The organism is Streptococcus pseudopneumoniae IS7493 (genome assembly GCF_000221985.1).
Taxonomy (GTDB): domain Bacteria; phylum Bacillota; class Bacilli; order Lactobacillales; family Streptococcaceae; genus Streptococcus; species Streptococcus pseudopneumoniae.
The window spans coordinates 1,891,685-1,905,488 of sequence record NC_015875.1 but is presented as its reverse complement, the minus strand read 5'-3'; the positions used below and the strand labels follow the sequence as shown (position 1 = coordinate 1,905,488).

Here is a 13,804-nt window from a genome sequence, read left to right as displayed (position 1 = left end):
TTAGAATAGAAAGGGAAGAAATAGTGGTTGATGTAAATCGTTTTAAAAGTATGCAAATCACCCTAGCTTCTCCAAGTAAAGTCCGTTCATGGTCTTATGGAGAAGTCAAAAAACCTGAAACAATCAATTACCGTACCTTGAAACCAGAACGTGAAGGACTCTTTGATGAAGTTATCTTTGGTCCTACAAAAGACTGGGAATGTGCTTGTGGTAAGTACAAACGCATTCGTTACAGAGGAATTGTTTGTGACCGTTGTGGGGTTGAAGTAACGCGTACAAAAGTTCGTCGTGAGCGTATGGGGCACATCGAGTTGAAAGCTCCTGTATCTCACATCTGGTACTTCAAGGGGATTCCAAGCCGTATGGGCTTGACCCTTGATATGAGCCCTCGTGCCCTCGAGGAAGTTATCTATTTTGCGGCTTATGTGGTGATTGATCCTAAGGATACACCACTGGAGCACAAGTCTATCATGACAGAGCGCGAATACCGTGAGCGCTTGCGTGAATATGGTTATGGATCATTCGTTGCCAAGATGGGTGCCGAAGCCATCCAAGACCTTTTGAAACAAGTAGATCTTGAAAAAGAAATTGCTGAACTCAAAGAAGAATTGAAAACAGCTACTGGACAAAAACGTGTCAAAGCCATCCGTCGTTTGGATGTTTTAGATGCCTTCTACAAATCTGGAAACAAACCTGAATGGATGATTCTCAACATCCTTCCGGTTATTCCACCAGATCTTCGTCCAATGTTGCAGTTGGATGGTGGCCGTTTTGCCTCATCTGACTTGAACGACCTTTACCGCCGTGTTATCAACCGTAACAACCGTTTGGCTCGTTTGCTTGAGTTGAATGCGCCTGGTATCATCGTTCAAAATGAGAAGCGTATGCTTCAAGAAGCGGTTGACGCTTTGATTGACAATGGTCGTCGTGGTCGTCCAATCACAGGACCAGGTAGTCGTCCTCTTAAATCATTGAGCCACATGCTTAAAGGGAAACAAGGACGCTTCCGTCAAAACTTGCTTGGTAAACGTGTTGACTTCTCAGGACGTTCCGTTATCGCCGTTGGTCCAACTCTTAAGATGTACCAATGTGGTGTGCCACGTGAAATGGCGATCGAGCTCTTTAAACCATTCGTGATGCGTGAAATTGTTGCGCGTGATATCGTGCAAAACGTCAAAGCAGCTAAACGCTTGGTCGAACGTGGAGATGAGCGTATCTGGGATATCCTTGAAGAAGTGATCAAAGAACACCCAGTGCTTTTGAACCGCGCACCGACCCTTCACCGTTTGGGTATCCAAGCCTTCGAGCCAGTCTTGATTGATGGTAAGGCCCTTCGCTTGCACCCGCTTGTCTGTGAAGCCTACAATGCCGACTTTGACGGGGACCAAATGGCCATCCACGTACCGCTTTCAGAAGAAGCCCAAGCAGAAGCTCGTATCCTCATGCTCGCTGCTGAGCACATCTTGAACCCGAAAGATGGTAAACCAGTTGTTACTCCATCTCAGGACATGGTTTTGGGTAACTACTACTTGACTATGGAAGAAGCTGGTCGTGAAGGTGAAGGAATGGTCTTCAAAGACCGTGACGAAGCGGTTATGGCTTACCGTAATGGTTATGTTCACCTTCACTCACGTGTTGGTATCGCAACAGACAGTCTCAACAAGCCTTGGACAGAAGAGCAAAAACACAAGGTATTGCTTACAACAGTTGGTAAAATCCTCTTCAACGACATCATGCCAGAGGGGTTACCATACTTGCAAGAACCAAACAATGCCAATTTGACAGAAGGCGTTCCAGCCAAATACTTCTTGCCACTAGGTGGGGACATCAAGGAAGCTATCAGAAAACTTGAACTTAACCCTCCATTCAAGAAGAAAAACCTTGGAAATATCATCGCTGAAATCTTCAAACGTTTCCGTACGACAGAAACTTCTGCCCTACTTGACCGTATGAAGAACCTCGGTTACCACCACTCAACTCTTGCAGGATTGACAGTGGGTATCGCCGATATCCCAGTCGTTGATGACAAGGCTGAAATCATTGAAGAATCACACAAACGTGTAGAACAAATCACAAAACAATTCCGTCGTGGTATGATTACAGACGACGAGCGTTACAATGCCGTTACAGCTGAATGGCGTGCTGCCCGTGAAAAACTAGAGAAACGTTTGATTGCTAACCAAGATCCTAAGAACCCAATCGTTATGATGATGGATTCTGGAGCCCGTGGTAACATCTCAAACTTCTCACAGCTGGCCGGTATGCGTGGTCTGATGGCTGCTCCGAATGGACGTATCATGGAATTGCCAATCCTTTCAAACTTCCGCGAAGGTTTGTCAGTACTCGAAATGTTCTTCTCAACTCACGGTGCGCGTAAAGGTATGACCGATACGGCCCTTAAGACAGCCGACTCAGGTTACTTGACTCGTCGTTTGGTTGACGTTGCCCAAGATGTTATCATCCGTGAGGACGACTGTGGAACAGACCGTGGTCTCTTGATCCGTTCTATCGCAGAAGGAAAGGAGATGATTGAGTCTCTCGAAGAGCGTCTCAATGGTCGCTACACTAAGAAAACTGTTAAACATCCAGAAACTGGTGCAGTGATTATCGGTCCAAATGAGTTGATTACAGAAGACAAGGCGCGTGAAATTGTTAATGCTGGTGTGGAAGAAGTGACTATCCGCTCTGTATTTACATGTAACACTCGTCATGGTGTCTGCCGTCACTGTTATGGTATCAACTTGGCGACTGGTGATGCGGTTGAAGTTGGTGAAGCAGTTGGTACAATCGCTGCCCAATCTATCGGGGAACCGGGGACACAGCTTACAATGCGTACCTTCCACACGGGTGGGGTTGCCTCAAATACCGATATCACTCAGGGTCTTCCTCGTGTCCAAGAAATCTTTGAAGCCCGCAATCCTAAAGGGGAAGCGGTTATCACAGAGGTTAAAGGACAAGTTACTGCTATCGAAGAAGATGCATCAACTCGTACCAAGAAAGTCTTTGTTAAGGGCGAAACTGGTGAAGGTGAGTACGTCGTTCCATTTACAGCTCGTATGCGTGTTGAAGTTGGGGACCAAGTAGCGCGTGGTGCTGCTCTTACAGAAGGTTCTATCCAACCAAAACGTCTCCTTGCAGTTCGCGATGTCTTGTCAGTTGAAACTTACCTTCTTGGTGAAGTACAAAAAGTTTACCGTAGCCAAGGGGTGGAAATCGGTGACAAACACATCGAGGTAATGGTTCGTCAAATGATCCGTAAAGTGCGTGTCATGGATCCAGGTGACACAGATCTTCTCATGGGTACCCTCATGGATATCAATGACTTTACAGATGCTAACAAGGATGTTCTTATCGCAGGTGGAGTTCCAGCGACTGGTCGACCAGTCCTTATGGGAATTACCAAAGCCTCACTTGAAACAAACAGTTTCTTGTCAGCAGCTTCCTTCCAGGAAACAACTCGTGTCCTTACAGATGCGGCTATCCGTGGTAAGAAAGACCATCTCCTTGGACTTAAAGAAAATGTTATCATCGGTAAAATCATCCCAGCAGGTACTGGTATGGCCCGTTACCGTAACCTTGAACCACATGCTATCAACGAAGAAGAATACCTTAATCCTCCAGTAGAGGAAGAAGGGAATGAAGAAACAACAGAAGTAGTTGTGGATACTGCCGTTGAAACTGTGGAAGAAACAGTAGAATAAAAGCAGATGAGAGAGCCTTCGGGTTCTCTTTCTCTTTTCTGAAAACTTTCTCCATTTTTCCATGGAATGTGGTAAAATAAAAGAAAGAAGCTGACAAAGGAGACAGGTATGGAACAAACATTTTTTATCATTAAACCAGATGGTGTAAAAAGAGGACTAGTGGGTGAAGTGTTGAAACGTATCGAACAACGTGGATTTACAATTGAAAAATTGGAGTTGCGTACACAGCTTTCAGAAGAGTTAATTGACCAGCACTATCAGGACTTGGTTGGTCAAAGTTTTTACCCACCGATTCGTGAATTTATGACTTCAGGACCGGTTCTTGTAGGTATCATTTCTGATCCCAAAGTAATCGAAACTTGGCGGACCATGATGGGTGCAACTGATCCAGAAGAAGCTTTACCAGGAACTATTCGAGTTGATTTTGCAAAAGCTGCTGGAGAAAATGAGACTATCCAAAATGTTGTACATGGTTCAGATTCAGAAGAGTCAGCTAAGCGAGAAATTGCTCTTTGGTTTTAAGAGTTGATTGGCTCAATCAATCGGTTAAAAGCTCATTTGAATAGAAAGTATAGTCACATAAAAAAGAAAGGACTAACTTCGTCCTTTCTCATTCTTAGTTTTTCTTCAACCTACTACAGTAGATAAATATACTGAATAGCTACTGTCTTGACTCATTTAATTCTTAAAAATTGATAGAGTTGACAAATGGTAGAAAAAAGCTCTTTTTAATAAGTTAAGTATCAACTACAGTTACGATTAGCATTCGTTACTTAACCCACTCACCATTATAGTTTACGTAGTAACCATCTACTGTGGTATTAACAGCTAGAGCACCTGAACCATAGGCATAATACCATTTACCATTGATTTGGAACCAGCCTGTTTTCATATCTCCATTACTTGCATTTAGATAGTACCATATTGAACCATCTTTCACCCAACCTGTGGACATTGCACCTGATGAACGAAGATAGTACCAGTTATTACCAACATAAGCCCAACCTGTTGCCATTGCACCTGATGAACGGAGGTAGTACCACTTATTGCCAATTTGCTTCCAACCAGTTTGCATGATACCAGTTTCTGAATCTAGATAGTACCAAGCTGAACCATCATTTATCCAACCTACACGTCTTTCACCACCAAGATTCTTATTCCCAGAATTTCCTGTTTTTGCTAGGTAATACCAGTTAGATTGATCATAAAGCCAACCTGTCTTTAAATAATGATCTTGATCAAAGTAGTAGTATGCTAATTTAAGAACTTCGGGACCTTCCCAGCCTTCACCATGTTTTTTCCCAACGGTTAAGGAATATTTTAGCTCTAATTCTTGCCAACCAACAAACTCTTGTAGCACTCCATTTTCGTCAAAGTAGTACCATTCTGGCATTGGGGAACCTTCTAATCTGATACCATTAGGGTAAGGACCAATTGTATATCCTTTAACTGGCATTGGAATGTACTGCCAACCAACAACCATTTCGCCATTATAATCAAAATAATAGGTCTTCCCATCAATCACTCGCCAGTCCGTTTCTTTGAGGTCCCCCTTTTTGTAATAGGTTCTACCGTTTTCTTGGACAAACTGCCATCCTTCAGAGTTATCTGCAAATACTGTATTCGTAGCTAGCAAACCAAAGAAAATTACTGTTAGTCCAGCTTGCATAGTTTTTTTCAAAAGTTTCATTTATATATACCTCCAATATTAAATCCACTCACCAGATGAAGCGAAATTATAAACTTTCCCATCAATAGTTTGGCTACCTGTAACCATTGCTCCACTTGAATTGAGATAATACCAATTTCCTCCCACTTTTATCCAACCGGTTTTCATGTCTCCATTTTTATTATCTAAGTAATACCATCTGCCTCGTACATATTTCCAACCTGTTGCCATTGAACCAGAGGTTTCCAGATAATACCATTTCCCATTTACTTTTTGCCAATCTGTGAGCATCTTACCGGAGGCGTCTAGATAGTACCAAGTGTCATTTATCTTTTGCCAACCTGTTTGTTTCGTACTGTTCTTATAATAGTACCAAGTACCACCAATCAATTTCCAACCATCAATAGAATGCCCTCGAATAACAGAGTAGATGAAAGATAGAGCCTTCTCATTTAACTTGACAGCATAATTCATTTGTTCTGCCTCACTCCCATTGGTATGAACTCCGACAACCCTATTGGTAGAATCATATACTGCTGAACCGCTTGCACCACGCAAAGTATCTACTTGATAGAATAAAAAATCATTTGTATCTTGAAGTATCGTTTTTGTATCAGTATACATCTGCTTAATATCCTTATTAACAGCAGAATATCCCGTAACTGTTACATCTAGATTTTTAGTATTTTCTAAATTATTTGGAAGTCCTAACGTCCCCAATTGAGCGCCAATCGGTTCTTCCAAAATTAAAACTGCTAAGTCATAGGTAGTAAGCTCATCTGGATCAGTATTTCGAAATTCTTTTAAATAACGAACTTCTTTGACTTTTATTTCACCAAATGGATTACTATCTGGAGTAGCCGCAGGCATAATCTCTACTTCAGTCGCTTCTGTTTTGGATTCACGGTCATAAACGACATGAGCTGCTGTAATCAAAACATTGTCTTTGATAAAGGAAGCACTTCCTCTACCTGTACCTATTTCTACTGAATCGACATTTTTAAATTTGAATGTTGCTTTTACATAAGCTGATGTAGAGTAAGGATATTGTAAAGTATTTTTTACCTTAACTAAATCATTTTTGCCAATAATGACTTCTGACTGATTTGTATAATATTGACCATAAGTCGGTGAAACATCGGGAAGTGAAAAATTATTAGTTCCTGGATCCTCTTGTAATGTTTCACTTACCTCATACTCCTCGCCTGTACTTGAAATAACAGTCAACGCAGATACTGTCGGTAGCTGACTAGCTAATAAAGTACTAGCAATAATTGAAATACCGAATTTGCGATAAAATGTTTTCTTCATTTTTATAATTCATTCCTTTCGTTTCACTCAAGGCACAACACAGAATGAAAAAGTGTTGTGCTCTTTGTTTTATAATAATAGTGAGAAAGCCTATCACTACTACAAATCACGGGGAGGTGAATAAGTGAGTGGTACAGCCACTACCTCGCATTTTTATAGGTGTCATTCTTTCCATCAAGCACAAGAACTGTGACTAGGAGCACGTAAACTTATAATTGAATAAGCGACTCGTTTGTGAAAGGAAAGAATAGTCAAGGGATAGGCAGACTCAAATTTTATGAAGGGAGCCCCCTCATGTTAAAAATTATTTATATGGCATCGAAAAGCTATCATCGCTATCTGTCGCAGATTATTGGTTGCCATCTACCACGTACTTTTAAAACAGGAGAGTTATAATCCAAGATTACAAGGTCTTACAGAAATAAGAAATTCAGATAAGACAATGTCTGTCCAAGATGCCGTTCGTTTTGCACAACAGCACGGATTCAAGGTGCTTTAATTTTAAAGGTTGGGTATCAAGACCTCTTTTTAGTGTGCCCAAAATTTAGAGAAGTAATCAATCAACTAACTTTTATTTTTTCAAACTTGCCCCTACAATTTTTAATGAATAATAAAAGCGAATATACTAGAGACTAATTCTATTCCATTATTCTTTAATCTGCCTTTCTAACATCAAGACCATTGTACTTCTTTTGTGATTGCACTCGAATCTCCAATTGTCTATTCTTCTGAATAAACTGTTGGTAAGGAATTGTATTACTAAACATAAAAACACCTAGCAATGCAAATGTAACTAATTTTTTAATTCCACGTTTTTTTCTCATGCAATGAAACCCCTTTCTTTTTCCTTGTTTTTATTCTAACAGATATATTTTATTTAGCCAAGTGTTTTTATTGCATTTTGAACTTTTTTTCTTATTATTACCATAAAGAATTATTTGTTTCTTTAACTTACTATTTTGAACTAAAAATTTTATAATGAAATTAAGCAAATAGGAAGGTTTATTATCTTTAATGAATACACTCGCAGAGAAATTCAGATTGAAAAGAAAAGAGTTGAGACTCTCCCAACAAACTCTTGCAGAAGGAATTTGTGAACAAAGCCAGATTAGTAAAATTGAGAGAGGGCATTTCATTCCCTCCGCAGACCTTTTGTTCAAACTCTCCCAACGACTCGAAGTGCCATTAGATTATTTTTTTAATGAACAAATTGAAATTAAATCTAACCTCTCTAATTTTAAGCAATTATCTGCTCGACTATTAGATGACAGAAATTATGACGATTTGGAATATATTTATAGAATAGAGATTGAACGAAGTACTTTTCTAACACTAGAAGACCGAACTTACCTTGAATGGATTAAAGCTATTATTGACTTCTATCAATATGACAGTAAGTGTGAGGCTATTTCTTCATTGGAAAATATATTATTAAAAGTCTCCTCAAATACTCTGATTTATTTAAAGGCATTGAATACTCTATCTAATTTCTATTCCTTAGTGGGTCGTGAACAAGAATATGAGGCAAACTACTCTCATTTGATGGAGTTATATCAGACAAAAAATTTTGAGCATCAAGAGTTTTTATTTGGCTACATCAGAGTTCGTTACAACTACGCTCACTACCTAGTATCAAAGGAAAAATATAATGAAGCCATCCAAGAAGCTCTTGAGACTATCGAACTCTGTAAAGAGAGGCAAACAAGTTACCAACTAGCTCCCCTGCTCGTTCTCGTTGGAAATTGTGGAACACAATTCCTTGGCAAAGAACAAGTCAAAAATTATTATATAGAAGCAAGAGAGCTATGCAAGATTTATAACAATCCTTTCTCTGTGAAAATCGCAAGTTTTTCCCACCTTTTCTCAATACTGAAACAACATCTTTCCAGAATTTCAATAATTTCTTTTTGTGTTAAATCATTATTTAACTAAATCTTTGGAGGCAATACGTTTTCAAAGCTACTTTTTTACCATAGGTTTTGAGCCTTCAACACAGATTACTAAGCCAAAAATGCTCTAAATTTTTGAAATTCTAACAAATTCCACTCAACTTTATCATCATATTTGACTTTCACAATATCTTTCTCAAAATAACATGGAATAAAGATAGTTTTCTTTTGAAACGGGTTCAGAAGTAACCGTATCAAGTGCTAATAATGCTTGAGTTAATTTACAAGAACCTACTCCAGTGAAATGATCCTATCACATTGCCGTGCTTGCTCCATGTTATGCGTAACAATCAAAATTGTTTTACCAAATTGATCTCTCAAAGTTCGAATCAAATCGAATGCTTTTTGAGACATTTCAGGATCTAACGATCCGGTTGGTTCATCTGCTAGGACAATATCTCCGGGCTTTAAAATAGCTCTCACAATCGCAATTCTCTGCTGTTCACCTCCCGATAATTCATTGACTTTACTATTTAACCGATTTTGTAGACCAACAAATTCTAGCGTTTCCTTGATTCTCTGCTCTTTCTCCTGTCTAGAGAAATTCGAAAAAGTCATGGCAAGCATCAGGTTATCTTTCACACTAGATGTAGAAATGAGTGCATTGGATTGAAAAAGATAGTTGATGACATTCCTTCGATAATGAACTGCTGATTGCGAATTTACCTTAGGCAAAACTTTTCCGTTGATTAGGATTTTACCACTGTCAACAGTATCCAATAGTCCAATCATATTGAGGATAGTCGATTTTCCAGAACCAGAAGGTCCTACTAAAGCTACAAATTCATTTTCCTCAATATCAAAGCTTAAGTCTTTGAAAATTTCTCTTGAACCAAATTGTTTTGATACATTTTGTACTGAAATTCTAGACATGAGATTACTCCTTAAATGATTGTATGATACTCTCTCCTTCTTTACGGAACAAACTGAAGTAAAGAAGCATTATCTGAAAAGCAAATGTAGCTAGTGTCATGACTATTCCCAACTTAGAACCCACCAAGATAGAAACGATTAGTTCCATCACAGAAAAACTAATAATGAGAGAAACCACACCAATATATCTTTTCCATGGTGAGAATCCCATAAAGTATTGAACATACAATTTTTCTTCAAATAACAAGCGGTACATTAAGACAAAACTCCAGAAAATAGCCATCATCGTAATGATGATAATCGCTATAATCGTGCCGAAAAGATAAAATGTATAACTCAGATCTTTTTGAAGACCATTGATAAAGTTCTTGACAGTTGTAAAACTCAACCGATTATCCGTTAAATCTGGAAATTCTGTTTCTAAAACGGACACTACCTGTTCCATTGTTTCCCTATCACGAATCTTCAAAAGACCATTATAGCCGCTGACAACTAAGTTTGCCGACTCCATGAAATATAGATTCTCTGGTGTTGAGACAAAAATAACTGGATTCTCACTAGTTGTACCATAAGAAATGGAATCTGACCAAGTAAATATTGGTCGAGACGGTTGGTAAACCTTGAACATAAATTTCGGATTTTCTGTGAAATTAGTTTGTAAATCTCCCGGTTTTACAGTGACACTTTCCTGTAAATAAGCCTTCATCGCCTCAAGTTCTTCTGTATTGAGCGTGTTAGGTAGAAGATAAAGTCGAGTACCATTCCTCATCTCTAGCAACTCCTCATCACTTAGGGGAATACCTAACTCTTGCAGGTAATTATAGGAGAATTTCAAATACCAAAATGGTTTTTTAGGGACATGTTGGTATGTCCCATAGACTGCATCAAGGTACTCCTGATTAAGAAATTTTCCTTGGGCAATATAGACACCTGGAAGCTCAGATATACGCTGGTAAAAGTTATACATACTACGCTCAAGGGAATTTGTAGTTCCTGCATATGTACCTACATCATCTCCCTCAACAAAGCTGGAGATAACGTACATATCTTCAACATTTTTCCACTCCCTAGATACTTTCATATTATCAATAAACTGATTCGTTGGAGCATCTAAAGAGTAACTGACTGCGATTAACAAACCAGCTACCAAGGTATAGAATAACAAGCAGGTTACCATTAAAGGCTTCATTGGTAATCGTTTATGAATTGCGGCTAATGGAGAAACCGAATAAACAATAATCGTTGGAATAATGAATATCAATAGTAGCAACAAGACTGAGAGGCTGACTCCAGCAAAAACTAGAATAAACGATGATAAACCAAAACTAGACCAGCCTGACAACAACCAACTACATAAAGAGATAATTGGAATAATGTAGATTGAAAATAGTAGAGAATTTTTGAAAAAAGCAGACCATAATTCTTTTCTATCCCATCCTAAAAGAATCAATGTTCCGAAATGTTTAAAGGATTGAAGAACACAGATTAAGAATAGAATCAGTAAAATGAAGGCATTTACTAAGATGCTGATAGCAAGTATTATTCCCCAAATTCCCTGATCAGTACTACTTCCAAAACTTTCTTTTGTCAAATCCTCAACAGAAATACCTGACATCTTTGAAAGATGCAACAGAAAGTTATCTCTTGAGACAGCATCGTGGAGACCATTGATATGGTATATCCCATTGATCGTATTAGTGTTTTGAAAAGTATAATCTAATCGTTCAATGACTACAGGTGTGCTAAATAATAAATCTGGAAGCTCGTAAAGCATATTATTTGAGCCTTTGTCAAGTCCAATAGTCATACTATTATCACTATGAGATAATAAATCTGCAAATTGTTGTTGTGAGACTACTATTTTACCCGTACTTTCAAAATCTGAAAAACCAGCAGAGCTGCCAAGGATGTCTATATAAATCCTATTTAGACCTTCTCCTGTATCACTACTTTCAGAACGTTTTGTCCATATGGACAAGTCACTCTGTTCTAAAAAATAATTAAATACATCTTGTGATTGCTCTTCTGTTAACTTCTGAAGATAAACTGTTACAGTTTCGGAATGATGATTATAACTCTGCCATGACTGTTGATACTGTAAACCTGCTAAAAAAATTGCCACCAGAGCAAGTAAGACACTCTGGATGGCAATCAAAAACAGGATTAAGTATTTCATTTTACCTAATAACATGTTTTTGTATGTCATAGGTACTTACCTACAATTCCAGTAACATTCAGCTGTAGCAGTTCCGATGAATTTAGAAACACGTGCTTCTACTCCAGGTGATTGCCAACCTGAGAATGCCCCGTTAGCAGTTGCTGAGTGTTCGTAAACACTAGACTGAACATTTGAATAGCTCCAAAGGCCAGCAGTACGACCATAATCCCAATAAACTGCAGTACCTTTATACCAAACTGTTGCAGCTGAAACAATCGAACCACCTGCACCAGCTAAAGTCAGTGCAAGTAAAGATGTTGTAATTATTTTTTTTATGCTTTTCTTCATCGTAAAGCCCTCATTTCTTTCACTTAAAATCTAACAATAACAATGACTGCATTTAGAAATATCAACAAATCATACCCTAGTACATCGGAATCCCTTCTTTCTAATTAAAAATTAGATAAAACAGAAATACTATATAGTTAATAGTATTTTCATCATTTAATCAACTAATCAGCCTTCCCAACATCAAGACCATTGGACTTCTTTTGCGATTGCACTCGAATCTCCAATTGTTTATTCTTCTGAACAAACTGTTGATAGGGAATTGTATTACCAAATGCAAGAACACTTAGTAATACAAATATAACTATTTTTTTAATTCCACGATTTCTCCTCATCTTATATTATGAAACCCCTTTCTTTTTATTCTAACAGATATATTTTATTTAGTCAAGTGTTTTTATTATATTTTGAACTTTTTTATTATTACTATAGAGAATTATTTATTCCTTTAACTTGCTATTTTGAACTAAAAATTTTATAATGAAATTAAGCAAATAGGAAGGATTATTATCTTTAATGAATACACTCGCAGAGAAATTCAGATTGAAAAGAAAAGAGTTGAGACTCTCCCAACAAACTCTTGCAGAAGGAATTTGTGAACAAAGCCAGATTAGTAAAATTGAAAGAGGTCATTTTATTCCCTCCGCAGACTTGTTATTCAAACTCTCTCAACGACTTGAAGTCCCTTTGGATTACTTTTTCAATGAACAAATCGAAGTTAAGTCTAACCTCTCTAATTTCAAACATCTATCTGCTCGCCTATTAGATGACAGAAATTATGACGATTTAGAATATCTTTATAAAATAGAGGTAGAACGAAGCACTTTTCTAACATTAGAAGACCGAACTTACCTTGAATGGATTAAATCTATAATTGACTTCTATCAATATGACAGTAAGTGTGAGGCAATTTCGTCATTGGAAAATATATTATTAAAAGTCTCTTCAAATACTCTGATTTATTTAAAGGCCTTGAATACTCTATCTAATTTCTATTCCTTAGAGGGTCGTGAACAAGAATATGAGGCAAACTACTCTCATTTGATGGAGTTATATCAGACAAAAAATTTTGAGCATCAAGAGTTTTTATTTGGCTACATCAGAGTTCGTTACAACTACGCTCACTACCTAGTATCAAAGGAAAAATATAATGAAGCCATCCAAGAAGCTCTTGAGACGATTGAACTCTGTAAACAAAGACAGACAAGCTACCAACTGGCTCCTCTACTTATTCTTGTAGGAAATGCTGGAGCCAAATTTCTAGACAAAGAACAAGTCAAAAATTATTATATAGAAGCAAGAGAGTTATGTAAGATTTATAACAATGCTTTAATGTTGATGAAGATAGAAAATTATTTGAAGGAACTAGATGCTGTTTAGTTTATCTTGATATTGGAGTGTTACTTAAACATTAAATAGCCTGTAAGGCTGATAGTTAGATTAATACTATCAGCCTTATGATTATGTGACTATTAGTTCGTCTCGCTCCGTTAGGTGCGAGACAAAAAAACCACCCGCTATGCGGGTGCAGTTCATTCAACACCTGATAGTATGCGTTTTTTAGGGTTTTAAAGACTGATTGCTCAGTCTCTTTTTCATTATAGTTCCGTTTGATTTATAGTTTCATTAATTCTATGGAGATTCATCATTTTGAGTAATAATAGTTCTTCCAGAAGTTAAAGATTTCATTTTATCCTTCAAGTGTCTGTATTAGATAATATGTTCTAAATTCCTTATATCTTGTTAGGATTTGGGTAGAATCATTGATAACAGACTGTTGCAAATCTAGTCAGCT

General features: G+C 37.7%; 11 protein-coding genes and 1 pseudogene. 5 read left to right on the top strand and 7 right to left on the bottom strand.

Features of this window, described 5'->3' with window-relative positions; all coding sequences use genetic code 11:
- Positions 1-23 precede the first annotated feature (23 nt).
- Positions 24-3,701 (top strand): DNA-directed RNA polymerase subunit beta', encoded by a 3,678-nt coding sequence (rpoC, locus tag SPPN_RS09925; protein ID WP_000228739.1) that lies wholly within the window; start codon positions 24-26, stop codon positions 3,699-3,701.
- Between the two features lie 108 nt (positions 3,702-3,809).
- Positions 3,810-4,223 (top strand): nucleoside-diphosphate kinase, encoded by a 414-nt coding sequence (gene ndk, locus SPPN_RS09920; RefSeq protein WP_000438300.1) that lies wholly within the window; start codon positions 3,810-3,812, stop codon positions 4,221-4,223.
- A 247-nt stretch (positions 4,224-4,470) separates the two neighbouring features.
- Here the strand turns inward: ndk and SPPN_RS09915 are convergent, their stop codons facing one another.
- Together SPPN_RS09915 and SPPN_RS09910 are read right to left on the bottom strand one after the other, a co-directional pair.
- Entirely contained in the window at positions 4,471-5,391 is a 921-nt protein-coding gene (locus SPPN_RS09915) for an N-acetylmuramoyl-L-alanine amidase family protein (protein WP_000771127.1), read from the bottom strand.
- A gap of 18 nt (positions 5,392-5,409) precedes the next feature.
- Positions 5,410-6,351, bottom strand: coding sequence for a trypsin-like serine peptidase (locus tag SPPN_RS09910; protein ID WP_237701468.1), 942 nt, complete (start codon positions 6,349-6,351; stop codon positions 5,410-5,412).
- A gap of 646 nt (positions 6,352-6,997) precedes the next feature.
- Between SPPN_RS09910 and SPPN_RS14245 the strand changes: the two are divergent.
- A pseudogene (locus tag SPPN_RS14245) lies at positions 6,998-7,180 on the top strand (IS110 family RNA-guided transposase); the annotation flags it as partial.
- Positions 7,181-7,334: 154 nt separating this feature from the next.
- On the opposite strand, the gene SPPN_RS14240 reads toward SPPN_RS14245, so the two are convergent.
- Entirely contained in the window at positions 7,335-7,505 is a 171-nt protein-coding gene (locus SPPN_RS14240; RefSeq protein WP_001227866.1) for a PhrA family quorum-sensing system peptide, read from the bottom strand.
- 190 nt (positions 7,506-7,695) lie between these two features.
- Between SPPN_RS14240 and SPPN_RS09900 the strand changes: the two genes are divergently transcribed.
- Complete coding sequence (locus tag SPPN_RS09900) at positions 7,696-8,613, top strand: helix-turn-helix domain-containing protein (RefSeq protein WP_001093621.1); 918 nt, start codon at positions 7,696-7,698, stop codon at positions 8,611-8,613.
- A gap of 248 nt (positions 8,614-8,861) precedes the next feature.
- On the opposite strand, the gene SPPN_RS09895 is transcribed toward SPPN_RS09900, so the two are convergent.
- From SPPN_RS09895 to SPPN_RS13530, 4 genes are all read right to left on the bottom strand, one after another.
- Positions 8,862-9,503: an ATP-binding cassette domain-containing protein gene (locus SPPN_RS09895; protein WP_000087002.1), complete on the bottom strand. Its 642-nt coding sequence runs from the start codon at positions 9,501-9,503 to the stop codon at positions 8,862-8,864.
- Between the two features lie 4 nt (positions 9,504-9,507).
- Complete coding sequence (locus tag SPPN_RS09890) at positions 9,508-11,709, bottom strand: ABC transporter permease (protein ID WP_000221426.1); 2,202 nt, start codon at positions 11,707-11,709, stop codon at positions 9,508-9,510.
- Positions 11,710-11,715: 6 nt separating this feature from the next.
- Positions 11,716-12,009: a hypothetical protein gene (locus SPPN_RS09885; RefSeq protein ID WP_000748217.1), complete on the bottom strand. Its 294-nt coding sequence runs from the start codon at positions 12,007-12,009 to the stop codon at positions 11,716-11,718.
- Between the two features lie 164 nt (positions 12,010-12,173).
- A complete protein-coding gene (locus tag SPPN_RS13530) occupies positions 12,174-12,344 on the bottom strand; it encodes a PhrA family quorum-sensing system peptide (RefSeq protein WP_001254078.1) in 171 nt (56 codons plus the stop codon).
- A gap of 181 nt (positions 12,345-12,525) precedes the next feature.
- Between SPPN_RS13530 and SPPN_RS09875 the strand changes: the two genes are divergently transcribed.
- Complete coding sequence (locus SPPN_RS09875; RefSeq protein ID WP_001093640.1) at positions 12,526-13,389, top strand: helix-turn-helix domain-containing protein; 864 nt, start codon at positions 12,526-12,528, stop codon at positions 13,387-13,389.
- Positions 13,390-13,804: the final 415 nt, after the last annotated feature.